This is a genomic window from Mycobacterium sp. WUMAC-067 (assembly GCF_020217485.1).
In the GTDB taxonomy this organism is placed as follows: domain Bacteria; phylum Actinomycetota; class Actinomycetes; order Mycobacteriales; family Mycobacteriaceae; genus Mycobacterium.
This window is the reverse complement of sequence record NZ_JAEKMI010000036.1, coordinates 1-24874: the sequence shown is the minus strand read 5'-3', so window position 1 is coordinate 24874 and position 24874 is coordinate 1. Positions and strand designations below refer to the sequence as shown.

Annotated in this window: 25 protein-coding genes and 1 pseudogene; 12 read left to right on the top strand and 14 right to left on the bottom strand. The window is 67.1% G+C overall.

Annotated elements, in window-relative coordinates:
* The first annotated feature begins 16 nt into the window (after positions 1–16).
* From JF781_RS21055 to JF781_RS21030, 6 genes are all read left to right on the top strand, one after another.
* Positions 17–835: a class I SAM-dependent methyltransferase gene (locus JF781_RS21055; RefSeq protein WP_225329273.1), complete on the top strand. Its 819-nt coding sequence runs from the start codon at positions 17–19 to the stop codon at positions 833–835.
* Entirely contained in the window at positions 828–1682 is an 855-nt protein-coding gene (locus JF781_RS21050; protein WP_225329274.1) for a lysophospholipid acyltransferase family protein, read from the top strand. The genes JF781_RS21055 and JF781_RS21050 overlap by 8 nt, the downstream gene beginning before the upstream one ends.
* A gap of 69 nt (positions 1683–1751) precedes the next feature.
* Positions 1752–2204 (top strand): helix-turn-helix transcriptional regulator, encoded by a 453-nt coding sequence (locus tag JF781_RS21045; RefSeq protein ID WP_225329275.1) that lies wholly within the window; start codon positions 1752–1754, stop codon positions 2202–2204.
* A gap of 4 nt (positions 2205–2208) precedes the next feature.
* Positions 2209–2619 carry a VOC family protein gene (locus tag JF781_RS21040; protein WP_225329276.1) on the top strand — a complete coding sequence of 137 codons (411 nt, stop codon included), beginning with the start codon at positions 2209–2211 and terminating at the stop codon, positions 2617–2619.
* A 110-nt stretch (positions 2620–2729) separates the two neighbouring features.
* Positions 2730–4184: an aldehyde dehydrogenase gene (locus JF781_RS21035; RefSeq protein ID WP_225329277.1), complete on the top strand. Its 1455-nt coding sequence runs from the start codon at positions 2730–2732 to the stop codon at positions 4182–4184.
* A 155-nt stretch (positions 4185–4339) separates the two neighbouring features.
* Entirely contained in the window at positions 4340–5185 is an 846-nt protein-coding gene (locus tag JF781_RS21030; protein ID WP_225329278.1) for an SAM-dependent methyltransferase, read from the top strand.
* A gap of 10 nt (positions 5186–5195) precedes the next feature.
* On the opposite strand, the gene JF781_RS21025 is transcribed toward JF781_RS21030, so the two are convergent.
* Positions 5196–6044 carry a family 16 glycosylhydrolase gene (locus JF781_RS21025; protein WP_225329279.1) on the bottom strand — a complete coding sequence of 283 codons (849 nt, stop codon included), beginning with the start codon at positions 6042–6044 and terminating at the stop codon, positions 5196–5198.
* A gap of 245 nt (positions 6045–6289) precedes the next feature.
* Between JF781_RS21025 and JF781_RS21020 the strand changes: the two genes are divergently transcribed.
* Positions 6290–6505, top strand: coding sequence for a hypothetical protein (locus JF781_RS21020; protein ID WP_225341300.1), 216 nt, complete (start codon positions 6290–6292; stop codon positions 6503–6505).
* Positions 6506–6737: 232 nt separating this feature from the next.
* Here the strand turns inward: JF781_RS21020 and JF781_RS21015 are convergent, their stop codons facing one another.
* Both JF781_RS21015 and JF781_RS21010 read right to left on the bottom strand, forming a co-directional pair.
* The gene (locus JF781_RS21015; RefSeq protein ID WP_225329281.1) at positions 6738–6914 is read right to left on the bottom strand and encodes a PPE family protein; all 177 of its coding nucleotides are present in this window, start codon (positions 6912–6914) and stop codon (positions 6738–6740) included.
* A gap of 41 nt (positions 6915–6955) precedes the next feature.
* Positions 6956–7255 carry a PE family protein gene (locus JF781_RS21010; protein WP_225329282.1) on the bottom strand — a complete coding sequence of 100 codons (300 nt, stop codon included), beginning with the start codon at positions 7253–7255 and terminating at the stop codon, positions 6956–6958.
* Between the two features lie 356 nt (positions 7256–7611).
* Between JF781_RS21010 and JF781_RS21005 the strand changes: the two are divergent.
* Positions 7612–7758 (top strand): annotated as a pseudogene (locus JF781_RS21005) (LLM class flavin-dependent oxidoreductase); the annotation flags it as partial.
* Between the two features lie 14 nt (positions 7759–7772).
* On the opposite strand, the gene JF781_RS21000 reads toward JF781_RS21005, so the two are convergent.
* From JF781_RS21000 to JF781_RS20990, 3 genes are all read right to left on the bottom strand, one after another.
* A complete protein-coding gene (locus tag JF781_RS21000) occupies positions 7773–8423 on the bottom strand; it encodes a UbiX family flavin prenyltransferase (protein WP_225329283.1) in 651 nt (216 codons plus the stop codon).
* Entirely contained in the window at positions 8423–9907 is a 1485-nt protein-coding gene (locus tag JF781_RS20995) for a UbiD family decarboxylase (protein WP_225329284.1), read from the bottom strand. The genes JF781_RS21000 and JF781_RS20995 overlap by 1 nt, the downstream gene beginning before the upstream one ends.
* Before the next feature lie 127 nt (positions 9908–10034).
* Positions 10035–10730 (bottom strand): cutinase family protein, encoded by a 696-nt coding sequence (locus JF781_RS20990; protein WP_225329297.1) that lies wholly within the window; start codon positions 10728–10730, stop codon positions 10035–10037.
* Positions 10731–10849: 119 nt separating this feature from the next.
* Here JF781_RS20990 and JF781_RS20985 point away from each other — a divergent pair, with 119 nt between their 5' ends.
* Positions 10850–11512: a class I SAM-dependent methyltransferase gene (locus tag JF781_RS20985; protein ID WP_225329285.1), complete on the top strand. Its 663-nt coding sequence runs from the start codon at positions 10850–10852 to the stop codon at positions 11510–11512.
* 13 nt (positions 11513–11525) lie between these two features.
* Here JF781_RS20985 and JF781_RS20980 read toward each other — a convergent pair whose 3' ends face one another.
* The 3 genes from JF781_RS20980 to JF781_RS20970 are packed head-to-tail and all read right to left on the bottom strand — an operon-like array spanning position 11526 to position 14591.
* Positions 11526–12602 (bottom strand): prenyltransferase, encoded by a 1077-nt coding sequence (locus JF781_RS20980; RefSeq protein WP_225329286.1) that lies wholly within the window; start codon positions 12600–12602, stop codon positions 11526–11528.
* On the bottom strand, positions 12589–13347 hold the full coding sequence (locus JF781_RS20975; protein ID WP_225329287.1) for a class I SAM-dependent methyltransferase: 759 nt from the start codon (positions 13345–13347) through the stop codon (positions 12589–12591). The genes JF781_RS20980 and JF781_RS20975 overlap by 14 nt, the downstream gene beginning before the upstream one ends.
* Positions 13341–14591: a glycosyltransferase family 4 protein gene (locus JF781_RS20970; RefSeq protein ID WP_225329288.1), complete on the bottom strand. Its 1251-nt coding sequence runs from the start codon at positions 14589–14591 to the stop codon at positions 13341–13343. Before JF781_RS20970 ends, JF781_RS20975 begins: the two co-directional genes overlap by 7 nt.
* Positions 14592–14881: 290 nt before the next feature.
* Between JF781_RS20970 and JF781_RS20965 the strand changes: the two genes are divergently transcribed.
* Complete coding sequence (locus JF781_RS20965) at positions 14882–15685, top strand: DUF1906 domain-containing protein (RefSeq protein WP_225329298.1); 804 nt, start codon at positions 14882–14884, stop codon at positions 15683–15685.
* Between the two features lie 123 nt (positions 15686–15808).
* On the opposite strand, the gene katG is transcribed toward JF781_RS20965, so the two are convergent.
* The 3 genes from katG to JF781_RS20950 all read right to left on the bottom strand — a co-directional run bounded on the left by katG (position 15809) and on the right by JF781_RS20950 (position 19878).
* Positions 15809–18049, bottom strand: a complete 2241-nt coding sequence (katG, locus tag JF781_RS20960) for a catalase/peroxidase HPI (RefSeq protein ID WP_225329289.1) — start codon at positions 18047–18049, stop codon at positions 15809–15811.
* A gap of 50 nt (positions 18050–18099) precedes the next feature.
* Complete coding sequence (locus tag JF781_RS20955; RefSeq protein ID WP_225329290.1) at positions 18100–18540, bottom strand: Fur family transcriptional regulator; 441 nt, start codon at positions 18538–18540, stop codon at positions 18100–18102.
* 111 nt (positions 18541–18651) lie between these two features.
* Positions 18652–19878: an Ig-like domain-containing protein gene (locus tag JF781_RS20950; protein ID WP_225329291.1), complete on the bottom strand. Its 1227-nt coding sequence runs from the start codon at positions 19876–19878 to the stop codon at positions 18652–18654.
* A 99-nt stretch (positions 19879–19977) separates the two neighbouring features.
* Between JF781_RS20950 and JF781_RS20945 the strand changes: the two genes are divergently transcribed.
* Complete coding sequence (locus tag JF781_RS20945) at positions 19978–20730, top strand: hypothetical protein (RefSeq protein ID WP_225329292.1); 753 nt, start codon at positions 19978–19980, stop codon at positions 20728–20730.
* Between the two features lie 60 nt (positions 20731–20790).
* Positions 20791–22281 (top strand): FAD-dependent oxidoreductase, encoded by a 1491-nt coding sequence (locus tag JF781_RS20940; protein WP_225329293.1) that lies wholly within the window; start codon positions 20791–20793, stop codon positions 22279–22281.
* A gap of 13 nt (positions 22282–22294) precedes the next feature.
* Here the strand turns inward: JF781_RS20940 and JF781_RS20935 are convergent, their stop codons facing one another.
* Both JF781_RS20935 and JF781_RS20930 read right to left on the bottom strand, forming a co-directional pair.
* On the bottom strand, positions 22295–23341 hold the full coding sequence (locus tag JF781_RS20935; protein WP_225329294.1) for a bifunctional 2-polyprenyl-6-hydroxyphenol methylase/3-demethylubiquinol 3-O-methyltransferase UbiG: 1047 nt from the start codon (positions 23339–23341) through the stop codon (positions 22295–22297).
* Positions 23342–23390: 49 nt separating this feature from the next.
* Positions 23391–24572: a glycosyltransferase gene (locus JF781_RS20930; protein WP_225329295.1), complete on the bottom strand. Its 1182-nt coding sequence runs from the start codon at positions 24570–24572 to the stop codon at positions 23391–23393.
* Between the last annotated feature and the right edge of the window lie 302 nt (positions 24573–24874).

The following is a 24874-nucleotide window of genomic DNA, read 5'->3' as shown; positions in this document are numbered from 1 at the left end:
TGAAGGAGACGTTGTGATGGGCACGGCCAAGACGCTCGACCAGACCGCTATTGCGACGATGCCGCGGGGCGGCCCTGATGCGTCGTGGCTGGATCGTCGGTTCGAGACCGATGCGCTGGAGTACCTCGACCGCGACGACATCGCCGACGAGGTCAAGCAGAAGGTCATCGGGATGCTGGATCGCATCGGCACCCTGACCAACCAGCACGAAACTTTCGCCCGGATCGCCCTGGACGTTGTCGGCGACATCCCCAACCCACGCGTCCTCGAGCTGGGCGCGGGTCACGGCAAGCTGTCCGCCAAGCTCCTCGAACTGCACCCCACGGCTACGGTCACCGTCTCCGATGTGGACTCCACCTCGGTCGCCAACATCAACGCGAGTGAGCTCGGCGCTCACCCTCGGGCGCACGCCGAGGTGATCGACGCAACCGCCATTGACGCCCCGGACGACAGCTATGACCTGGTGGTGTTTGCGATGGCGTTTCACCACTTGCCGCCGGCGATCGCCTGTCGCGCCATCGCCGAGGCCACCCGGGTCGGGAAGCGGTTCTTGGTCATTGACCTCAAGAGGCGAACGCCGTTGGCTACCTTGCTGTTTCCGGTGATGGCGTTGCCGGTGAACCTCGCGCTATTGCCGTGGTCCTGGATACCACCGACGTTGCACGACGGGTTCATCAGCGCGTTGCGGGCATACAGCACATCGGCGCTCGAGACCCTTGGCCACGCCGCCGCCCCGGGGATACGGGTCGAGGTCCTGACCTCGCCGCGCCGACTCGGGATGCCGGCGAGCATCGTCGTGTTCTCGCGTCCGGACGGCCCCGCCGACCATGAGTGACGACGTTGATCTGGTTGGCATCATGGAACCCAGTGGGCGCGTCCGGTCGCTGCGCCGGGTGCTCGATGTGGTGACCAACCGGCTGCAACCCGTTCTGGACCTGTCCCGGCCGTACGTCGACGGCCTGGAGAATCTGCCGCCCGACGGGCGATTCCTGTTGGTGGGTAACCACACTCAGTTCGGCTCCGAGGTCTTTCTGATCCCAGACACGGTGCGCCGCAGCATCGGAACGCGGGTGCGGCCGCTGGCTGACCGGAATTTCGGGCGGCTGCGGGGGCTGCCCGCCGACCTGATGGCGGCGTTCGGCGGCGTCATCGGCGCACCCGAGACTGTCCGCGAACTGATGCGCCACGACGAAACCATCCTGGTGTTTCCCGGCGGCGGACGCGAGATCGCGAAATTCAAGGGCGAGGAGTACGCGCTGCGTTGGCAAGGACGCTCCGGATTCGCCCGCGTTTCGGTGGAGAACGGCTACCCGATCGTGCCGGTCGGGCTGGTCGGGGGCGACGACGTCTATCGCAGTTGGACCACACGCGACAGCGCGTACGCGAAGTTCAGTGCGGCGCTGACTCGACGACTGAATGGCCGACCGGACATGGCGATGCCGTTGGTGCGGGGGATTGGCCCCACCCTCATCCCGCGGCCGCAGCGGATGTATTTGCGGTTCGGCGCCCCGATCGACACCACGACACCGCTCGGTGTCGAGAACCAGCAGTGGGTGGACATCGTCAAAGAGCGGGCTCGACGGCAACTGGAAGCCCTACTGGCCGAACTGCTTCGGTTGCGGGAAAAGGATCCCTACCGCGGGCTCAACCCGCTGGCATGGCACAACGCCGTGACGGCCTGAACGCCCGACGCACGGTCAGAGACGCACGGGTTTAGGCGATTTGCGGCCCGGGGTGGCAGCATCGAGCGGGTGGCCGGCAGATCGGACGCGACGGCGCAGCGGCTGCGGACCCTGGCGCTGTTGCGCCGCGTCCGGGACCGCATCGACCGGGACTACACGCAACCGTTGAACGTCGAAGCGCTGGCCCGTGACGCGCACATGTCCGCCGGCCACCTCAGCCGCGAATTCCGGTCTGCCTACGGCGAATCGCCGTACTCCTATTTGATGACGCGGCGCATCGAGCGCGCGATGGCGCTGCTTCGCCGCGGCGATCTGAGCGTCACCGAGGTGTGCTTCGCGGTCGGCTGCTCGTCATTGGGCACCTTCAGCAGCCGGTTCACCGAATTGGTCGGTGTGCCGCCCAGCACCTACCGCCGGCAGTCGGCCGATGCGCTGGCCGGCATACCTCCATGCGTGGAAAAACAGGTGACGAGACCGATCAGGAATCGAGAAGCAGCCGCCGTCGCACCGGGCCTAGCCTGACCGCATGAACATCACCATTCATTCGAGCTTCCTTCCCCATGACGATCCGGAATCGTCGCTCGCCTTCTATCGCGACGTCCTCGGCTTCGAAGTCCGCCTCGACGTCGGGAAGGGCACGATGCGCTGGATCACGGTCGGCCCGCCGAACCAGCCGGACACCTCCATCGTCTTGAACCCCCCCGCCGCCAACCCGGGCCTCACCGACGACGAGCGCCGCACCATCGCCGAGATGATGGTCAAGGGCAGCTACGCCATGCTGCTGCTGGCCACCAAGGACCTGGACGGCACCTTCGAACGCCTGCAGGACAATGATGTCGACATCGTCCAGGAGCCCACCGACCAGCCGTACGGCCTTCGCGACTGCGCCGTCCGCGATCCCGCGGGCAACCTCATTCGCATCCAAGAACTGCGCTGAGGCCATCCGCCTGCGAATGCTTGACCGGCCGTGTGCAGAATGCTAAGCAAGTGCTCAGCACTGAGCGCATTCGGCGCTGGTGCGACGACTGGCAAGACGAAAGGGATCAGATGACAGTGCAGGCGGTACTGGACGACATTCGAAAGCGCCCCGGAACGGGGGACGTCATCACGGTCATCGATCCCGCGACCGAAGAGACGATCACCGAATTCACCGACTGCGGGCAGGAAGCGGTCAACGACGCCGCCGCGCGGGCGAAGGAGTCGTTCGAGTCGGGTGTCTGGTCCGAGCTTCCCGGCCGAGAGCGGGCCAAGATCTTGTGGCGGATCGGGGATTTGATCGACGAACACGCTGAGGAGTTCGCCCAACTCGACTCCCTGAACACGGGAATGCCGTTGATGCAGGCCCAGTTACAGATGTCCACCTGCTCGGAGTTCTTCCGCTACTACGCCGGTTGGTGTTCGAAGATCAACGGCGTCGCCTACGACGTGAAGACCGACGGCATCGCCACCGACAACTACGTCAACATGCACGCCTACACGCTCAAAGAGCCCTACAGCGTGGTGGGCCTGATCTTCCCGTGGAACGGCCCGATCTTCAATGCCAGCGCGAAGCTCGCACCGGCCCTGGCCGCGGGCGGCAGCCTGCTCGTCAAGCCCGCCGAGGAGACGCCGCTGTCGGCGCTGCTGTTGGACAGGCTCATTCACGAGGCCGGCGTGCCCGAGGGCGTCGTCAACCTGCTGACCGGTTACGGCCACACCGCGGGCGCCGCGATCACCGCACACCCCGACGTCCAGAAGGTCGCCTTCACCGGCTCGACCGAGGTCGGCAAGGAGATCGTGCGGGCCTCGGCGGACAACCTGAAGAAGGTCACGCTGGAACTGGGCGGGAAATCGCCGGTGCTGATCTTCGACGACGCCAACCTCGACAACGCCATCATGATGGCGTCGCTGGGCATCTTCGTGCACTCCGGCCAGGGCTGCGTGTGCGGGTCGCGCATCTTCGCCCAGCGCGGCGTCTACGACCGGGTCGTGGAAGGCGTTGCGATGATGGCGAATTCGTTCAAGCTGGGCGCCCCCAGCGAGGAGGGCTGCGTCAGTGGCCCGCTGATCAGCCAGAAGCAGCTGAACCGGGTCATGGGCTTCATCGACGAGGGCAAGCAGGACGGCGTGGAGGTGGTCACCGGCGGCCACCGTCTGGACCGCAAGGGTTACTTCGTCCACCCGACGGTCCTCACCAACGTCGGCACGAGCATGCGGCTGTACCAGCAGGAGATCTTCGGGCCGGTGGTCACCATCCTGCCGTTCGACGACGAAGACGAGGCCGTGGCCCTGGCCAACGACACCACCTACGGCCTGGCGGCCACCGCGTGGACGGAGAACCTCGGTCGGGCCCACCGGATCATGAGGCGGTTGCAGGCCGGCAGCGTTCAGGTCAACTGCCAGCTGGTCTTCGACCACGATGTGCCGTTCGGCGGCTACAAGCAGTCCGGCTGGGGTCACGAGTTCGGCAAAGAGGGCCTGGAGATCTACCTGAAGACGAAGTCGGTCTGGGCCCAGCTCTAGACCCCTGTCGGACCCCGCCGCCGGCTATCCGACGCGCGAGAGTGCAACTGCCGACACGTTTTTCGAGAGAGACCGTCGGTAGTCGCACTCTCGCGCGAAAGCTGCACGGGCGGGGCAGGTCAGTAGGGCGGCGACGAGGCTGCTATAACGCACGTATGTCAGGCCCAGCGCACACGATCACCCATGTATCGGATACGGCCCGCTGGACGGCGTTGCACCGGGCGACCGAATCGGCCCGTCCCGACGCGTTGTTCAGCGACCCGCTCGCCGGGCTTCTCGCCGGTGACCACGGCCGCGCGATCGTCGACAACGTGCCCCGCACGACCCGCAATGGTTGGTGGCTGGTCGCCCGGACCAAGATCATCGATGACGCCATCGCCGCAGCGATCGCCGACGGTTGCGACCGGGTGCTGAATCTGGCCGCCGGGTTGGACACCCGGCCGTATCGGCTCGACCTTCCGCCCGACTTCGTCTGGGTGGAGGCGGATCTGCCGAAGCTGCTCCCCGAAAAGACGGAAGTGCTGGCCGACCAGGTACCGCGCTGCCGGTTGACGCGGGCCGCCGTCGACCTTGCCGACCCGCAGGCCCGGGATGCCTTCCTGAACGAGGCGCTCGACGGCGCGACCAAGGCGTTGGTGCTCACCGAAGGCCTGTTGATGTATCTGGAAGACGCTGACGTGACAGCCCTTTCCGCGGCGATCAAGCGGCCCGAGGTCCACTGGTGGATGCTCGACTTCGCCGGGCCCGGTTTGAAGAAGATGATGAACAAGAAGATGGCGGGCATGTTGCAGAACGCGCCATTCAAGTTCGCGCCCGAGAACGGGCTGGCCTACTTCGAAAACCTCGGCTGGCGCACCGTCGACGTGGAAGCGCTGTATCTAGCCGCTCGCCGAATGCATCGCTTGCCGCTCGTGATGCGCCCACTTGCCTGGCTGCCGCAGCCAGATCCCCGCCGCCCGGGTGGCAGGGCCTGGAGCGCGACCGCCCTGCTGACGCAGTGAGAGCGCCCGTCTACCAGACACGGATCCAGTCGATGAGCATGTCGGCGGGGTAGGTGCCGGGGCCCGGGTCTTCGCCGCCCGATCCGGCCACCGCCAGGTTGAAGACCGGATAGGCCGCGTAACCCGGCCCGTTGAAAGGCCAATCGGGCAGGGAACTGGCCGGCACGTCGAAGTAGGGCGCGGCGCCGTCGGTGTAGTCCTTCCAGAACCGGATGCCCGCCTCGTCCCACTGCGTGCGCCAGGTATGCCAGGCGCTGTCCACCGCGATGTTGTGCGTCTTCCATTCGCCGCCGTTGGCCTTGGCGTGCACGGTGGTGGCCGACGGCCACTTGCCGTTGCCGTACCACTCCATGACGTCGATCTCGCCCTGATCGTCATTGCCGAGCCAGTACGCGGGCCAGGCGCCCGCGGTCAGGCAGTTCAGCTTGATCCGGGCCTCCCAGGTGTGGCCGACCCCGCCGCGCCACAGGCTCTGCACCTTGCCGCTGTAGTAGGTGGGCCCGTCCTTGGCGGCGCGCAGCACCAGATTCGACTTGCCGTCCAGGAACACGTTCCGGCGATCATCGCGGTACTGGCCGATGTTCTCGGGGCGCTCCCAATAGGTCGGGTCCTTGATCGTCTCGCGGGCCTTCGCCACTGCCCATTTGGACGCATCGGGTGCCGAACCGGCAGGGCCGTCGAACTCGTCGGCGAAAATATAGGTCCCCGACTGGCCGCTGGGCGCGGCAGGCGCCGGTATCCGACCGGCGGGTTCATCCCGTCCGGCCGGGTGGGCCCAGGCTTTCGGGGCCGGCAGCGCGGCTGCCAGCACGCCGATCCCGGTCGTCAGAATCATGCGGCGACGATCGATCTCCGGCATAAGCAAGGGACCATAGCAGCCAACCGTGCACGACGTTAAACGGGAATTGTCGGAGCGTGCCGCTATGGTGCGAATCGCGGCCGGGTCAACGCGGACGGCGGCACGGCAGTGGCATCCGAACGAGACCTGAGGAATTCATGGTCAATTCTCATCTTGACGGATGGTTTGGTCTCAGGATTCGGCGGGCATTCTGGAATCACGATCCAATAACCACTGTCCTAGCTTTTGCGGGTGGTCTGAGAGGAGTGACGATCGTGGCGAATACCCAAGAAGGCACGGTTATCTTCCTTCAGTCCCACCCGGTATGGGCCGCCGCCCAACGTCGGGAACGCGAACGTAACGAAGCGATGCGTCGCCACCCTTCGTTTCGCGCCCGTCAGCGCGCCGCGGTCTCGGGCAGTGCGGTTATTCCGCTGATCCGCAATTTCAGGGCCTGCTCCAGCAGTAACACTCCGGCCTGATCACCTTTTTGATTCGCCGGGCGCGCGTAGCGCCCTTTTATCGTCCCAGCCGGCGGCCGGTGGCCTGGCCATCACGACCGGGCGTGAATCCGTACGCCGGAAGGGTGCGCCCCGCCCAGGCCGCCGCGCGTTTCCGCCGGCCCCGGCCGCGGCGGAACCCAGCGCATTAGCTCCACCCTCGACACCCTCGACACCCTGGCGGCCGCGGGCGTCAAACCTTTCATGAATGTCGTCACGGCAACAATGGCGTTGGTGCCCTGCGCGGCTGCCGTTGCCGTTGGCATGAATGGCCCGAGTACTTGCTGTGCAGCGCGACCATATCGTCGATCATCGTGTATTCCGAAATATAATCGTCAATAGATTTCAGCGCGGCGTAAATGCGCGCCGAGTTGACCTCGGGCGGCAGCAAGCCATAGTCCGTTGCTCTGATCCCTCAGTAGCCCCGCGCGCTCAGTCGGCCGACGCCGCGTTGGCCGCCTCGGTCGCCGCATACGAGCCGGCGCTCGCGGCCAACATCACCGCCAGCAAGTCTTGAATCGCGGCCGCGCGCGCACTCAGTTCCTGAAACCGCTGAGCATGAGCGGCAAACCGCACCGCGGCCAAGACCGAAACCTCATCGGCCGCCGCCGGAACGACCGCGACCGTCGGGCCCGCCGCGGCGGTGTTCTCGGCGTTCAGCGCGGCGCCGATCGATTGGAGGTTTGCGGCCGCGGCCGACAACTTGTCTGGAGCACCAGATACGAATGACATCCGATTTCCCTTCAGCGGACTTGGACCGGAACGAACACGTCGGCGTGCCCGGTTGCCCCGAGACGCTATTTATCGGGTTGCGGCGAACTCAACACGTCCGACGTGGCCAAAAGGACGCTGAACTTCGGTTTTCGTACACGTTCTCGTTGATTTTAATTGACCTTTTGGCGGCCCTATAAACACGCGCAATCCACCTTATGAATTTGCTATAGACATATATATCGCGGCCGGAAAAACATATACTGCGGCTGAACATATGTGTTCTATTTTAGTTTCCGCTCGCACATTGACTCAGCGGTCCTCGGGCCTGATCCGGCGACGGTCCGCCGCGCCAGGTTCCGGGCGGGGTATCCGCCTGGGAGAATATCGCCGATCCGGCGATATTCCTGGCGGTTGCCGGGCAACGGACCCAACGGATCCGGCTTGGTTCCGGGGTGGTCAGCCTGCCCCACCACCATCCGATGATGGTGGCCGACCGGTTCGTGCAACTCGACTACCTGACCCACACCAACCTGCGTTAGGCGTGGCCCGCCGGCACTTCCTGCGATTCCTGCACTTCCGGCGTACCGCGTTGCGCGACGGCCCGGCGCAGGTCGTCGTCCCACCGGGGGAAGACGTCGGTGTGGATGCCGAATTGGTCGAGAGCGCGGCCGACGGAGTGGTCGACAATGTCCTCGATGCTGGTGGGCCGGAAATAGAAGGCCGGCACCGGCGGAAAGATGGTGCCGCCGGCTTCGCTGATGGTCGCCATGTTGCGCAGGTGGATCAGGTTGAGTGGCGCTTCGCGCACCATGAGCACCAAACGGCGACGTTCCTTCAGGACGACGTCCGCCGCCCGGGACAGTAGCGAGCTGGACACGCCGTTGGCTATCTCGCCCACGCTGCGCATCGATGCGGGCGCGATCAGCATGCCCCGCGTGAGGAAGGAACCTGACGCCATGGGGGCGCCGACGTCGGTGACGCTGTACACGTGGTCGGCGCGGGCCTCGATTTCCTCTCGGGTCAGGTCGGTTTCGTAGGCGCGGGTCAGGTGCCCGGCGCGGGTGACGATGAGGTGGGTCTCGATGCCGACGCTGCGCAGCACGTCGAGGGCCCGGACACCGTAGACGATTCCGGTGGCGCCGGTGATCCCGACGATGAGGCGGTCGGGCTGGGTCGGCTGGGTCATCACGGATACTCCAAGTCGAGATCGGGGGCATACGGGCGGGGGTCGACGTCGCGGAAGTGCGCGCGTTCGAACTGGGCTTGCATGTGAAACGGTGCGGTGGCGTCGAAAATTGTTTTGCAGCTGGTGCCTTTAGCCGGCAGCGTCGGGTCGTACTCCGGCTGCTGGGTCGGATCCAGAACGTGGCCGGCCACACCGGGAATGGTGATGATGTCGCGGTTACCCTGCATCCGGGTTTGCATCGCCCACAGCACGTCGTCGCTGTCGAAGATGTCGACGTCGGCATCCACCAGGATGACGTTCTTTAACTCCGAATAGACACCCAACGCCACGAGCGCGGCTTGGCGCGCGCGACCGTCATCAAAGGCCTTGGTCTTGTTGCACTTGAGGATGGCCAGGAACTTGCCGCCCCCGGCGCTATGGGAGTAGACGTCGGTCACGAATCCGGGCATGGCGTCGTGCAGGGCGTGGAAAATGCTGGCCTCCGTGGGGATTCCGGCGAGACTGACGTGCTCTTCGCCGGGGCCGACCAGGGTCTGCAAAATCGGATCGGTGCGGGTGGTCACCGCGGTCACCTTGATCACCGGCAACGCGGGGTTGGCCGGCCCGTCGTAACCGGGGAACTCCGGCATGGCGTGCCCGGTGTGGGTGTTCTGGTCTTCGGCCTGCCGTTCCCCGGGAATGATGTGCCCCTCGATGACGACCTCGGCCGAGGCGATTGCCTTCTGTTCGACCGTGACGCCCCTGACAAGTTCGACCGGCCTGCCGCGCAGGCCGCCGGCGATGGCCAGCTCGTCGTAGCCGAGCGGGGTCGTCGGCGCCTCGAAGGTGGCGCCGATCGGGATCGCCGGGTCCAGGCCCATGTTGACCGTGATCTCGAATTTGCGTCCCTCGGCTTCGGCGCGTTGCCGGAAGGCGTCGATGTGGCGGCCGGGCGCGAAGAAGATCGTCATCTCGTCGCGGCCCTGCACGCACAACCGGTGAATGGTGACATCGGTGCCGAGTTCTGGGTCGCTGCCCAGCACCAAACCGAGGCAGAAGTAGGGGCCGGCATCCAGGTCGGTGTTGGTGGGCGCGGGCAGCAGAGTCCGCAGATCGAAGTCCGGGGCGTCGGCGCGATGCACGACCTCTTGACAGGGCGCCTGGTCGCCACTGAAATCCGTTGGTCCCAAGGCGTTTTCGTAGGCTTCGGCCATGCGTTGGGTGAGCCGGTTCGCCGGTGATTCGAGCAGGATGCCGACACGTTTGCGGCTGGCCATCAGTCCGACGAGCACCCGCCAGCCGGGGAAGCCGGTCACGTTGTTGAAAATCATGGCCGGTCCGATGCGTGTCGGTCGTTCGACGGTTCCACCGGCGCCGATGCGGCGGTAGACGCCGGCGAGTTCGCCGATAGGGTCGATCGGACGGTCGGTCTCGATCAGCTGCTTGGAATGGCGCGCTAGCCTGGCGAGCGCGGATCTGAGGTCGACGATCTGGTCATCCGGCAATGGCTAAATCCCTCCGCGCGCAGCTGGAGTTCCTAATACCCGTCTGTGCCGGGATCAACGCACGCACCAGCCGCCGGAAACAACACGGGCGTCTGGAGCCTGGGCTATCGGCGCCTAGCCGAATCGATCAGAGCTTGCCCGCGACGAAGTCGGCGGCCTCATTGGCCATGCCCGCGTCGATGTAGGCGCCGGCGAGATGCTGCGGCCAGTTCTGCTTCCACGTGTTGGGGTCGGCCGGGTTGCAGATCGGGTCGGCGCCGTGGCACAGCTCGATGGTCCGGTCGTTATAGGTCGGGTTGAAGTTGGTGATCGGACCCACCCATTGGCTTCCGTTACCGAACAACGCGACCGCGGCGATGTGCTGATCGACGCCCGGCGGCAGGGGGCTGTCGAAACCGAACGCGCCGATGGGCGCCGCGAGCACGACGTCGGTGACGGCCGCGCCCAGCGAGTAGCCGCCGAGCACCAGCCGCGTGTCGGGGCAACTGTTGACCACGTCCTGGATGTGGTGGCTCATGTCGTTGGCGCCCTGGGCGACCTCGGTGTCGGCGGGGTATCGCACGGCATAGGCGTCGACGGTCCGGTTCACCTTGGACCGCAGGGCACTGATGAACGCGTTGCCCAGCACGCCGGGTCCGGGCGACTCATTGCGGCCGCGGGCAAACACAACCTGCACCGGCGGGCAGGCGGCCGCCGCCGGTGGCGCCGCGAGTGGCGACGCGGGCGGAAGGGGTGCGGCAGCCAGCACAAGGGCGGCCGCGACCGTGACCGCGGCAAGGCCGACAGCACCGAATTTACGAATAGGCAAGGCGCGCACGCCCATGATGGTAAAGGGATCGCGCCGCGCCCGCTGGCCGGCCGGCACGACGACCTCGTGTGATCGCTCAGCGCGAACATCGACCACGGCGACGGCGGCGCCGATCCAGACGATAGGTTCACCTGATGGATCACGTCGACGCGGGCGCGCCCGAGCGCTTGTTCGCACTGGCCGAACAGGTACAAGGTTTCATGCCGGCCGACGAAGGGCGCGCGCTCTACGACGCCGCGCTGCGCTATCTCCGCGGCGGCACCGGCGTGGAGATCGGGACATACTGCGGCAAGTCCACGCTGTTGCTGGGCGCGGCGGCGCAGCAGACCGCCAGCGTGCTCTACACGATCGACCACCACCACGGCTCCGAGGAGCATCAGGCCGGCTGGGAATACCACGACGCCTCGCTGGTGGACGAGGTCACGGGCTTGTTCGACACCCTGCCGACGTTTCGTCGCACCCTCGACACCGCCCAGTTGGACGAACACGTCGTCACGATCGTCGGCAAGTCGCCCCTGGTGGCGCGGGCGTGGCGGGCCCCGTTGCAGTTCCTGTTCATCGACGGCGGCCACAGCGAGGACGCCTCGAACCGGGACTTCGACGGTTGGGCCAAGTGGGTCGATGCCGGTGGGGCGCTGGTCATCCACGACGTGTTCCCCGACCCCAAAGACGGTGGGCGTCCGCCGTATTACATCTACTGCCGCGCAATCGATTCCGGGAAGTTCCGGGAGGTATCGGCCACCGGATCGCTACGGGTGCTCGAACGGGTCGGCGGCCAGCCCGGGGAGCCGGTGTAGCGGAGGTCTGCGCTTACCGGCCCGGCCCGGTGACGACGCATTCGCAGTCGAAGTCGGTCTGCAGGCCCATCGGTAGCGCGTCGCCGCGGAAGATCCCCGCGCCGCCGGTCGCGCCCGACAGGGCGTCCGCCGCCAGGATCATCGCGGCGCCGGTCCAGGTGGTGCGCTCCTCGGGCCACCGTTTCCCGTCCGCGAAAACCAGGCCCGTCCAATAGGATCCGTCGTCCTCGCGAAGGTGCTGCATCGCGGCGAACTGGCGATGGGCGTCCTGGCGCTGGCCGAGGGCATCCAGCGCCATCACCAGCTCGCACGTCTCGGCGCCGGTGACCCAGGGGCGATCGCCGACGCATCGGATGCCCAGACCATCGACCACGAAGTCATCCCAGCGCTGCTTGATGCGCGCGGCCGCCGCCGGACCACGCAAGGCGCTGCCGAGGATCGGGTAGTACCAGTCCATCGAGTAGCGCTCTTTTTCGGTGAACGCCTCCGGGTGGTCGGTGATGGCGTGGCCCAGTCTGCCCACCGCCAATTCCCACTCCGGCTGGGGATCGTCAACGAAGGCGGCCAGCGCGAGCGCGCAGCGGATGCTGTGAAACACGCTGGAGCACCCGGTCAGCAGGGCCTCCGGCAACAGACCGGCTTCGCTTCGAGCCCAAGCGATCTCGCCGTTGCCGATCTGCATGTCGATGACGAAGTCAATCGCCTTGTGCACCACCGGCCACATCTCGGCCGCGAACGACGCGTCGCCGGTGACGAGCACGTGGTGCCAGACACCCGCGGCAATGTAGGCGCAGAAGTTGCTGTCGCTGTTGGCGTCTTCGATCACACCCGCCCGAAACTGGATGGGCCAGGAACCATCCGACCGCTGGGTGCGGCGGCTCCAGTCGAAGGCCGCCCGCGCCGGCTCCAGCAGCCCGGCGGTGGTGAGCGCCATCGCGCACTCCACGTGATCCCACGGGTCGGTGTGGCCGCCGTCGAACCAGGGGATGGCTCCCGAGGATTCCTGTGCGGCGGCAATGGACAGCGCGGTCTGTCGGCATTGTTCGGGAGTGAGTACCCCCGCGACCGCGGGCAGGTTAGACCGATGCAACTGAATATCCCGCGGTCGCTTGGCTATCGGCCTCCTGTTGTTTGACGAAGTACATCGCCACGCTCTTGCCCACCAGCGGGTTGAGCAGCGACTCGGCCAGCTGGGTGACCTTGGGCCGCTGCATCAGATCCCAGACCAGAAGCTTGTGGTAGGCGGTCACCGCCCGGTGGTCGGTGTTGGAGACACCCACAGCGCATTTGAGCCACCAGAAGGGGGAGTGCAGCGCGTGCGCGTGATGGGTATGCGTCAATTCCATTCCGCCATCGAGGATCTTGCCGCGCAATTCGTTGGCCCGGTAGATCCGCACGTGGCCGCCCTCGTTGGCGTGGTATTCGTCGGACAGCAACCAGCACACCCGCTCGGGCAGCCAACGCGGCACGCTGACCGCCAGCGTGCCACCGACTTTGAGCACCCTGATCAGTTCGGCGATGGCGATGTCGTCGTGCGGTATGTGCTCCAGAATCTCCGAGGCGATGACGCAGTCGAATGTCTGGTCGGCGTAGGGCAACTTGAGCGCATCCCCGACGACCACCTTCGCCGAGGCGCCGGCGGGCGCCTCGCCGTTGTCGGCCATCGCGCGCAAAATGGTGTCCACCGACCGTAATTCGTCCTCATCGCGGTCAAAGGCGACAACGTCGGCACCACGCCGGTACGCTTCGAAGGCGTGCCGGCCCGCGCCGCAACCCACGTCGATGACCTTGCTCGACGGCCCGATCCCCAGCCGATCGAAATCGACTGTCAGCATGTCGCTTCACCTCGCGCGGCGCGTGCGATCGCCCGCTCGTAGACCCGAACGGTTTGGGCGGCGACGGCTTCCCAGCTGAACACGTCGACTGCGCGTGTCCGTCCCGCCTTGCCGAGGTGGCGGCGCTTTTCCGGAGAATCCAGGAGTTCACCGAGCGCGCGGGTCAGGGCGTCCACGTCGGCGGGCGGCACCAGCTCGGCGCAAGCGCCGTCCGTCCCAAGGACTTCCGGCAGCGCGCCCACCCGGCTGGCGACGATCGGGGTGCCGCTGGCCATGGCCTCCACGGCCGGCAGCGAGAAGCCTTCGTAGAGCGACGGGATGCAGGCCACCTCCGCGGACGCGAACAACGCCGCGAGCTCGGCGTCGGAGAGCCCGCTGGTGATGTGCACGATGTCGGAGATGCCGAGCTCGGCGATGAGCTTGTGGGTCGGGCCGTTGGGTTCGACCTTGGCGACGAGCCGCAGCTCGAGATCCCGGACGGTGCGCAGCCTGGCGACGGCCTGCAGCAGGGTGCGGACGCCTTTCAGCGGGGTGTCGGCGCTGGCGATCGCGATGATGCGGCCCGGCTCCCGCGGGCCGGAGCCCGGTTTGAACAGCTCGGTGTTCACCCCGAGCGGCACCACGTGCAGCTGGTCCGGCGAGACACCGAAGTCACTGATGATGTCGGCGGCCGACGACGACGAGACCGTCAACAGGTCGGGGATGTGGCGGGCGACCTCCTGCTGCATGTCCAAGAACCCATACCAGCGGCGCACCAACGGTTTTCGCCACCATCGCGCCGCCGCCAGATCCAGCACCCGATCGCGGGTGATCGGGTGGTGCACCGTGGCCACCACCGGCAGCCCCGCGCCCGCGATGCTGAGCAGTCCGGTGCCCAGGCTCTGGTTGTCGTGGACGACGTCGAAATCGGCTGCCCGCTCGGCCAACAACCGTGCGGCCCGCATCGTGAAGGTCCGCGGTTCGGGAAAGCCCGCGGTCCATGTGGTCAGCAATTCCAGAAGGTCGATGGAGTCGCGGATTTCGCTCGGCCGCGGCACCCGGAACGGGTCGGGTTCCCGATAGAGATCAAGGCTCGGAACCTCGGTGAGCCGGACGCGGGGGTCGAGCAGGTCGGGATAGGGCTGGCCGGAAAACACCTCGACGTCATGACCGAGTTCCACCAGGCCGTGGCTGAGATGGCGCACGTAGACGCCCTGTCCGCCGCAATGGGTCTTACTACGGTAGGACAGCAGGGCAATTCGCATACTCAACTCTTCTGTGCTGGAAAATGACCGCGGAAAGGCGCCGAATCCATCGCGGTCAACGGGCTCCCGAACTCCGTGACAGCAAACTGGACATGTGTCCAGACTATAGTTCGGTCACCTAAGTGAGCGCAACGAGCCCGAGATCCACCGCCCCGCGCGACGACGGCTTCCGGGATATCCGACACGCCAAGATCATGCCACTGGCCGACGGCGGCCGGCTTTCCGGCCGGTGGGTCGCGGCCGCTGACCGGCGACAACGCGCGGTCGGGGGGCTTTGTTACCATCGCGCGGTGCGGGATTCGGCTGCACCGGCGGGACACACGCCGCGCTCTGTTTCCAGACGCGACGTCCTGAAGTACGCGCTCGCCCCGGCCCTGCTGAGCGTGGGCGCGGTCGGCGCGATTGCCGAGGGGCCGCAAGCGGCGGCCGCCGGTCTGACGCTGATCGATTTCGCCGAGAAGAGGATCGCGCCGGAGGAGATCAAGGCCGCGGGATACGGCGGGGTGGTCAATTACGTGTCGGAGTCGCGCCCCGGCGCGAACTTCGAGGCGAAGCCCATTACCCGCCAGTACGCGGACTCGCTGCGCGCGGCGGGGTTGCAGATCGTCAGCAACTTCCAGTACGGCAAGCCGGGTTGGCCCGACCCGTCGGACTGCACCCGCGGGCACGACGGCGGCGTGGCCGACGCCCAGACGGCGATGCGGCTGCACGCCGCGGCCGGGGGACCGGATTCGGCGCCGATCTTCTTCAGCATCGACGACGATATCGACGACAACACCTGGAATAGCGTTGGTGTCGACTGGTTGCGGGGGATCAATTCGGTGCTGGGCGTCGCTCGTACCGGCATCTACGGGCATGCCAGGGCGTGCGGGTGGGCCATCCGCGACGGCGTCATCGGGAGTTCCAGCACGCCCGGCCACCGGTGGGCGTGGCAGACGCGTTCGTGGTCGCACGGGGAGCGCGAACCGGCGGCGGTGCTCTATCAGGCCGTCGTCAACAGCCCGTCGAACCCGGGCCCGCTGCTCGGCGGGATCAACGTGGACGTCGACGACGTCCTCGCGGCCGATTATGGGCAATGGGATCTGGCCCGCTGATCCGCGCGTCGACCGTGGGGCTCATGCACGAAAAGCGGCGGCCCGTTTCAGTGCACAAGCCCCACACTCGAAACGGCACCCCGCGCGCCGATGGCCCGCGGGGTGCCGCTCGCTGTCCGGCCTTTACTTGAGGTCGAACCGGTCGCTGTTCATGACCTTCACCCACGCCGCGACGAAGTCCTCGACGAACTTCCCGTGGGCGTCATCCTGGGCGTAGACCTCGACCAGTCCACGCAGCACCGAGTTGGAGCCGAAGACAAGGTCATTCGCGGTCGCGGTCCACTTGAGCGCGCCGGAAGCCCGGTCGTGTCCCTCGTAGACGTTCTCCGCGGTCTCCGACGCCTTCCACTCGGTGCCCATGTCGAGCAGGTTGACGAAGAAGTCGTTGGTCAACGCGCCCGGCCTGTCGGTGAACACGCCGTGCTTGCTGCCGCCGTGGTTGGCGCCGAGGGCACGCAGGCCCCCGACGAGCACCGTCATCTCCGGACCGGTCACGCCCAACAGGTACGCCCGCTCCAGCAGCAGCTGCTCCAGCGGAGCCTTCTCGCCCGGCCGGATGTAGTTGCGGAACCCGTCGGCCCGCGGTTCGAGCACCGCGAACGACTCCACGTCGGTGCTCTCCTGCGAGGCGTCGGTACGCCCCGGCGCGAAGTGCACCGAGATCTCGTAGCCGGCGTCCTTGGCGGCCTTTTCGACGGCGGCCGAGCCCGCCAGCACGATCAGGTCGGCCAGCGAGATCTTCTTGCCGCCGGATGCCGAGGCGTTGAAGTCCTGCTGGATCTTTTCCAGCACCGGCAGCACCTTGTCCAGCTCGGAGGGCTCGTTGGCCTCCCAGTTGCGCTGCGGCTGCAGGCGCAGCCGACCGCCGTTCGCTCCGCCGCGCTTGTCGGTGTTGCGATAACTCGCCGCCGCCGACCAGGCCGTTTTGACGAGCTGCGGAATGGACAGCCCGGAGTCGAGCACCTTTTTCTTCAGCGCCGCGACGTCGTTGTCGTCGACGAGTTCGTGGTCGACGGCGGGGACGGGGTCCTGCCAGAGCTGCGGCTCGGCGACCCACGGGCCCAGGTAGCGGGTGATCGGGCCCATGTCGCGGTGCAGCAGCTTGTACCACGCCTTGGCGAACGCGTCGGCGAGCTCCTCGGGATGGTCCAACCAGCGCCGCGTGATGTCGGCGTAGATCGGGGACTCCCGCAACGAGATGTCGGTGACCAGCATCGTCGGGGGGCGGCCCGCACCGCCGAACGGGTCGGGGATCGTGCCCGCTCCCGCACCGTCCTTGGCGGTGAACTGCCACGCCCCGGCGGGGCTCTTGGTCAGCTCCCATTCGTAGCCGTACAGCGTCTCGAGGAAGCTGTTGTCCCACTTCGTCGGGGTGGGCGTCCAGACCACCTCGAGGCCGCTGGTGATCGCATCCTTGCCCGAACCGGTGCCATACGAGCTCTTCCACCCGAGCCCCTGCTGTTCGATCGGGGCGGCCTCCGGCTCGGGACCGACCAGGTCGGCGTCGCCGGCGCCGTGGGTCTTGCCGAAGCTGTGACCCCCGACGATGAGCGCGGCGGTCTCCTCGTCGTTCATCGCCATCCGGCCGAACGTCTCGCGGATGTCGATCGCCGCGGCGATCGGATCGGGCTTGCCCTCCGGGCCTTCGGGGTTGACGTAGATCAGGCCCATGGTCGTCGCGCCGTAGGGCTGCGCGAGATCGCGCTCACCCGAGTAGCGCTTGTCGGTGCCCAACCATTCCTCCTCTTCTCCCCAGAGGATCTCTTCGGGCTCCCAGACGTCTTCGCGACCGAAGCCGAAGCCGAAGGTCTTGAAGCCCATCGACTCCAGGGCCACGTTGCCGGCGAAGGTGATCAGGTCCGCCCAGGAGAGTTTGTTGCCGTACTTCTTCTTGATCGGCCAGAGCAGCCGTCGGGCCTTATCCAGGCTGGCGTTGTCCGGCCAGCTGTTCAGCGGGGCGAAACGCTGCATGCCCTGGCCGGCGCCGCCGCGGCCGTCGTGAATGCGGTAGGTGCCCGCGGCGTGCCAACTCATGCGGATGAACAGGCCGCCGTAGTGGCCGTAATCGGCGGGCCACCAGTCCTGCGACGTGGTCATCAGCGAGATCATGTCGGCCTTGAGCTCGTCGACGTCGAGCTTGGCGAACTCCGCGGCGTAGTCGAAGTCGTCCCCGAGCGGGTTGGACTGCGGCGAGTGCGGGTGCAGCCTGGAGACGTCGACCTGGTCGGGCCACCAGTCCTGGTTGGTCAGCGGGGCGTGGGCCTTCGGCTGCGGTGAAGGGATTGCTGGGTTTTCGCTCTCGCTCGTGCTAGCCGTCCCGCCGGCCGGTTGGGGTGGGCGGCTACCGGATGTATCAGATGACACAGCATTCCTTTCGAGGGTGGGTGAATCGGGCTGCGATCACGGGGCGTGATCTAGGAGCCTGCAGTCGAGCAATCGGCGCACAGGCCCCAGTAGATGACTTCGGCCTCGTCGAGAACGAAGCCATCAAGAACGTTGTCGTCGTCGGACGGTGTCAGGCACGGCGCCTCCCCGACGGCGCAGTCGATGTCGCCGATGATCCCGCAGGACCGGCACACGACGTGATGATGGTTGTCGCCGACCCGCGACTCGTAGCGCGCGACCATGCCCAACGGCTGGATGCGCCGGACCAGACCCACCGTGGTCAGCGCGTTGAGAACGTCGTAGACGGCCTGGCGCGACACATCGGGCAGGCCCACCCGGACCGCCGAGAAGATCGTCTCGGTGTCGGCGTGCGGGTTGGCGTCCACGACTTGCAGCACGGCAACCCTGGGACGGGTGACCCGCAGATCGGCCATCCGCAACCTGTCCGCGTAATCGGCCGTCGATGACACCGCACCAATATGACGCACTTATCTGGAACGAGTCAAGAGTTTCTTGTGAAGTGGAGCACAATTCCGGGTGACCAATGGGCTGCGTCACTTCGCAGCCACGGCGGGCCGGCGTCAGGTGGGCTTGAGCGCGCTGCCTTCGCGCCACTGGTCCCAGCTGAGCGTCCAATCGCCGTTTTGCTCCAGCGCCAGCGGCGGCCCGCCGCTGTTGCGGACCTCGACCACGTCGCCGGGCACCGAAAAGTCGTAGAACCATTTCGCGTTGTCGGCGTTGAGGTTCAAGCACCCATGGGACGTGTCGCGATGTCCCTGGGCCCACACCGTCGCCTCGAGCTCATGCAGGTAGATGCCGTCCGTGCTGATCTTGGTGGCGTAGTTGATGGTTTCGCGGTACCCGAGCCGGGAGTTTTTGGGCAACCCGAACGTCGAGGAGTCCATGACCACGGGATTGCCCTTGTCGAGCACGGTGTAGACGCCCGGCGGGGTCCACAGCGAGATCTTGCGGCCGCCGACATCTTCGGTGCCGCCCATTCCCATGCTGGTGGGCATCGTGCGCACCAACGCTCCGTTGTTGAAGACGCTGACCTGTTTGGTGGCGTCGTCGGCGATGGAGACGTGCGCGTCACCGATCCGGAACGAGACCCGGCTGTCGGTTTGGCCGAATAGCCCGTCGCCCAAGGCGATTCCGTAGATTTGCGCCTCGGCCGTGATCTGCGTACCCGGGGCGTAGTAGTGCTCCGGTCGCCAGTGCGCGTTTTGGCCGTCGACCCAGAACCACGACCCCTGGACCTTCGGGGTGGTGGTCACGGCCAGGCGTCGCTCGGCGGCGGCCCGGTCGGCGATCTGCTCGTCGAAGTGCGCGACGATCACCGTTCCGACACCGTAGGTGCCGCCGTCGCGCAGCGGGGCCTCCGCCGTGGTGGTGAACGACACCTTGGTCTGGTTGGACGGTCGCAAGGTAGTGAACGTCGAGACTTGTTTGGCCGCAACGCCATTGGTGCCACGGCTGGTGACCGTCAGCGTGTATGTGCGCCCGTATCCCAACGGGACGGTGGGCTTCCACACCAGGTTGTCCGGGGTCATGACGCCCTGGACCGAGGTGCCGGCCTCGTTGACCATGTCGACACCGGCCAGGGTGCCCACCTCGGCTTTGACCATGACGGGGGCGACGGGGTCGACATCGTGCGCGTCGGGGCCGGGGGTGAACGTCACTTGCGCCGGCCCGGGCGCCGTCGCGGCGGTTCCGGGGTGATGACCCCGCGCCGCGATCTGGATCGAGCCGACCACCCCGACGACTACGAACACGGCCAGCAGCAGCCGGCGGGACCAACGGATTGTCATGGTGTGCACCTGATAACCCCCGCAACGCTCTCGTAAACGTGGGGTGCCCTGCGCCCTTGGATGCGGGCCGTCGCCCGGGCCGCGAGAGATCATGGCTTCATGGCCGACGACGAACTCGACGATCTCTATGACGTGCCGCCCAAGGATTTCACGGCGGAGCGCGCCAGGTTGACCGCGGCGGCCAAGCAGCGCGGTGACGACGACGCCGCCCAACGCATTTCGGCGGCCAACAAACCGACGACGGCGGCGTGGATCGTCAACCGGCTGGCCCTGCGGCGCAAGGACACCCGGGAGCGTCTGGCCGACCTCGGTGAGCGGTTGCGAGCCGCGCACGCCGCGATGGACGGCGCACGCATCCGCGACCTGTCGGCCGAGCAACGCACGCTCATCGACGAACTCACTCGCGACGCGCTACACGTCGCCGATGTGAAACAGCCATCGGCGTCCGTGCGCGAAGACCTGACCAGCACGCTGCAAGCCGCCATCGCCGACCCGCAGGCGAGGGCGCGGCTGGGCCGGCTGACCCGGCCCGAGCAGTGGTCGGGCTTCGGCGCCTTCGGTGACGCGGCGCCGGGATCGTCGCGCAAGAAATCCCCGAGCCGGCGCGGCGAGAAGCTCGGCGCGGCCGTCGCCGCCGCCGAACGGGCCAAAGCCGATGCCGACGACCGGTTGACCGAGCGGGAAGCCCAACGAGATGAGGCCCGGCAGCACCGCGACGAGGCCGCAAGGGCGCTGCGGAGAGCCGAGCGGGAACTCGCCAGCGCCGAACACGACTATGACAAGGCCAAGGAAGCCAGCCGAGCCGCCGCCGACGCGCTTAAGGAGGCGAAAGCCCGGTTGACGCAGGGGTGAGCCGCGCGGCGTTTCCCCGTGCCGGGTTGGGGTATCAGCACAGCCGTGACTTCTTTGTGGATGACCGACCGAACCGAACGGCCTTGGGCGGCAAGCCCGCTTGACCGGGGCCCCGCATCCGCCGATGTCATCGTCGTGGGCGCCGGCATCACCGGCCTGATGACGGCGGTGCTGCTGGCCCGCGCGGGCAAGGACGTGCTGGTCCTGGAGGCGCGCACGGTGGGTGCCTGCGCGACCGGCAACACGACCGCCAAAATCAGCCTGCTGCAAGGTAGCCACCTGTCGAAGGTGCTGCCGCGGCACGGCAGGGATGTGGCGCGCGCGTACGTCGACGGCAATCGCGAAGGACAGGAATGGGTGCTGGGCCACTGCGAGGCGCACGGGGTGGCAGTGCAGCGCGAGGATGCCTACACCTACGCCCAATCGGCTCGGGGTGTGCCGTCGGCGCGCGCCGAACTCAAGGCGTGCCAGGCGGTCGGCCTGCCGGCGGTGTGGGAAGACGATGCCGACGTGCCGTTCGAATATCACGGCGGCGTGCGGCTGCCCGACCAGGCGCAGTTCGACCCCATGCCCTTCCTCGACTCGTTGGCCGTCGAGTTGCTCAATCGGGGTGGGCGGCTGGTCGAGCACACCCGGGTGCGGCGAGTCTCCTCGCGCGGCAAGGGGGTGCGGGTGCACGTCAACGACGCCGCCCAGCAGGACGTCGAACTCCAGGCCGGCCAGCTGGTGCTTGCCACCGGGATCCCGATCCTGGATCGCGGTGGCTACTTCGCGCGGGTCAAACCCAGCCGGTCTTACTGCCTTGCCTTCAAGGTCCCCGGCAACATCACCCGGCCGATGATGATCACCACCGACTCGCCGACACGTTCGGTGCGCTACGCGCCGGTCGCGGACGGCGAGCGGCTGATCGTGGGGGGAGCCGGCCACACGGTCGGTCGCGAGAAGAGCCCGTCCGAAGCGCTCGACGAACTGGCCGCGTGGACGCGCAAGCACTATCCCGGCGCCGTGCAAACCCACTTCTGGTCCGCGCAGGACTACACGCCCATCGACCATCTGCCCTACGTGGGTCCCATCCTGCCGAACAACGAAAGCATCTTTGTCGCAACGGGTTTCAACAAATGGGGCATGACCAACGGGGCCGCGGCGGCCTTGGCGCTGTCGAGCCGGATGCTGGGCGGGCGGATGGACTGGGCCCGCGCGTTCGCCAGCTGGAGCCCGCACGAGCTGACGGGCTTGGCGACGGCCCTGCAGGCCAACCTCGAGGTCGGGTTCAATTTGACCAAGGGCTGGATCACCCCGGCGACACGGATCGGGCGCCGCAGCCCCGTCGACGGGGAAGGCGGCGTGGTGAGCGGTCCGCCGTGGCACCTGGAAGCCCGCTGCCGCGTCGACGGTATCGAGCACCGCGTCTCACCGGTGTGCCCACACCTCGGCGGGATCGTGAACTGGAACGACGCCGACAAGGCGTGGGAATGCCCGCTGCACGGGTCGCGCTTCGCGCCCGACGGCACCTTGTTGGAAGGTCCGGCTACGCGCGACCTGACCGCATAGGCCGCAACCGATCTCAGCCCGTCTTCGCAAAGACGAGCCAGCGCAGCTCGATCGGGCAGTCGTCTCGCTCGACGTCGAACACGTCGATGCCGGTGGCCCATCCCTCGAACCACCCCGTGGGCGGCCACGCCTCGGCGGGCAACCGCGCCTTCTCGTATGCGTAGGCGGAGTCGTCGGCAACGGGCTCGAGAGGCAGTCCGGCCGCCGCGTCTTTCACCTCGTCTCGGGTGAAGATCATGCTGTTGCACTGTTGGCTGAGTTGCACCGCGGCGTCGTCGGGCGCGTAGCCCTCACGGGCCAGGAAGGTGTTGAAGACCAGGTGCCCGGCCGGCGCCAGACATTCCGCGGCGAGTTCGAACATGCCGCGCAACTCGTGCGGAGTTCGGAAGTCGGGCACCACCTCCGAGAGCACCATCAGGTGGTAGTCCGCGTGCGCACCCTCCATCGCCGTGAACACGTCGCTTTGGATGACGTTCACGCGCAGCGCTGCACTGTCGGCTTCCGCGCGCATGACGTCGGCGAACTTCGGGGTCATCTCCACCGCATCGACCGGGTGACCGCGGCGGGCCAGGGCCAGGGCGTTGCGGCCGGTCCCCGCGCCGACGTCGAGCACCCGAAAGGCGGCCGGGTCGGCCGCTTGCGCGGCGAGATCCAGCACCCGCGCGTCCGGCTCGGTGCCGAACAGCGGCGGCGGGCGCGCGGCAACCCACTGCTCGTAGTCGGCCTCGATTGTCCGCGCGTCGGCCTGGACGCGGAAGTTCACGCCGCCCGACCCGAACGGGGAGTGGTAGGCGATGACCACGTCGGAGCGGGGGGAGGCCTTGAACGCCTTCGCCAACTCGACTTCCAGCGCGGCCCGCAGCTGTGCGGACTGTTCGGGGGTGTACCAGACGCCCAGCGTGGCGCAGACGTTGCCGCACAATTGCACGTACTCGTCGATCAGGCCCGGCACGGCCGGCACCCTGATCTGGCCCTCGGCCGACGACCGGCGATACATCCGCCGGATGAGCGCTTCGCGCAGCATCAACGGATCGAATGATCCATCCGGCGGTTCCTGCACCAGAACCTTCTACACGACATGGCGGCTTTGCACCACTGGCCTGCGCCGGTCAGTCGCGCCGCGCCGTGCGGGCGGCGTCTTCGAGGAGATCGGCGGCGCGGGCAACGCTCTGGGCGGGTTTTGTCATTTGGGCGGCGACCTCGCGGGCTCGGCCGAGGTAGCGCGCGTCGAGCACGCAGCGCAGGTCCGCGGCCAGTGAGTCCAGGGTGGACTCCGAGAACGCCCGCGCTACGCCGACTTCCAATGCGCTGACGGCCTCGGCCCACATCGGCTGATCGAGCCAGAGCCACAGAATCAGCATGGGCACTCCGGCCCGCAAACCCGCGGCGGTGGTGCCGGCCCCGCCGTGGTGCGCGATCGCGCGGCAGGCCGGAAAGACGGCGGCGTGATTCACCGCCTCCACGATCTTGACGTGATCAGACGGCGGGATGCGGGTGAAATCGTTTGGGCCGCTGCAGATCAACGCCCGCTCGCCCAGGCGCGCACAGGCCGCGCTGATGACGGCGACCGTTTCGGCGGGGGAGGTGACGGGGGTGCTACCGAACCCGAAGTAGATGGGCGGGGCCCCGCCGGCGATCCAGGACAACACCTCGTCGTCGGCATCGCCGGGCATGCCCAGCGTCAGGGAACCGACGAACGGCCGTCGGTACTGCGGGGTGGCCCACCGCTTTGCCAGCTCGGGCACGCACAGCTCGTCATAGGTTTGCACCTCGAGCGTCGGCCCTGTCGACGGTGCGGCTGCCGCGGGCAAACCGAGCGCTGTACGTTGTGCGGCTTCGGCCGCGCTCGTGACGTGGGACTGTAACCAGCCGAGCTCCAGGGCGTCGGCGGGGAAGAAGTGCAGCGCGGCCAGCGGAATGCCGAAGCGCTCAGCGACGTTGGCGGCGAGCCGCTGCTCGTTCATGCCCGCCACCAGGAGGCCGGCATCGGCTGCCAGCGAGGCCAGCGTCTCGCTCTTTTCCGTCCAGATCTGGGTGACACGTTCGATGAGTTGGGGCAAGACGCCGATCGGCTCCTGGACGTTGCGGACGAAGTCGGTGGCCGTATCGAGCTGCTCGCGGCTGTCGGGCCCGTAGGCGACCGCGGCCAGCCCGGCCGACTCGGCCAAGGCGAGCTTGTCGGGCGGCACCGCGATCACGACGTCGTGGCCCCGGTGTTGCAGCTCCCGCGCGACGGCGGCGCAGGGTTCGACGTCGCCGCGACTGCCGTAGGCGGCCAGCACACATTTCATGAAAGGACCTCGCTCACGGTGGTGCCACAAATCCAAGCAGAACCGTCGACGCCTAACCCGCTGGGCATGAGACAGCCGTCTGACCACCGCTTTTATCGCCGCTCGGGAGATACGGGCCGCGCCGGGCCGATGGACGAAACCCTCGCGTCCCACTGAGAACGGGCTGAAAAGGATTTGCGCACCACGCGGATAACCCTTGTGAGTTTCCTGAGTCATGCGCCGGTAACCTATCGTTAACCCATCGCAACAACTTCGCTGTATTCGTTAACGTTGGGTCACACCTGCAAACGTGTGAGGCCGAC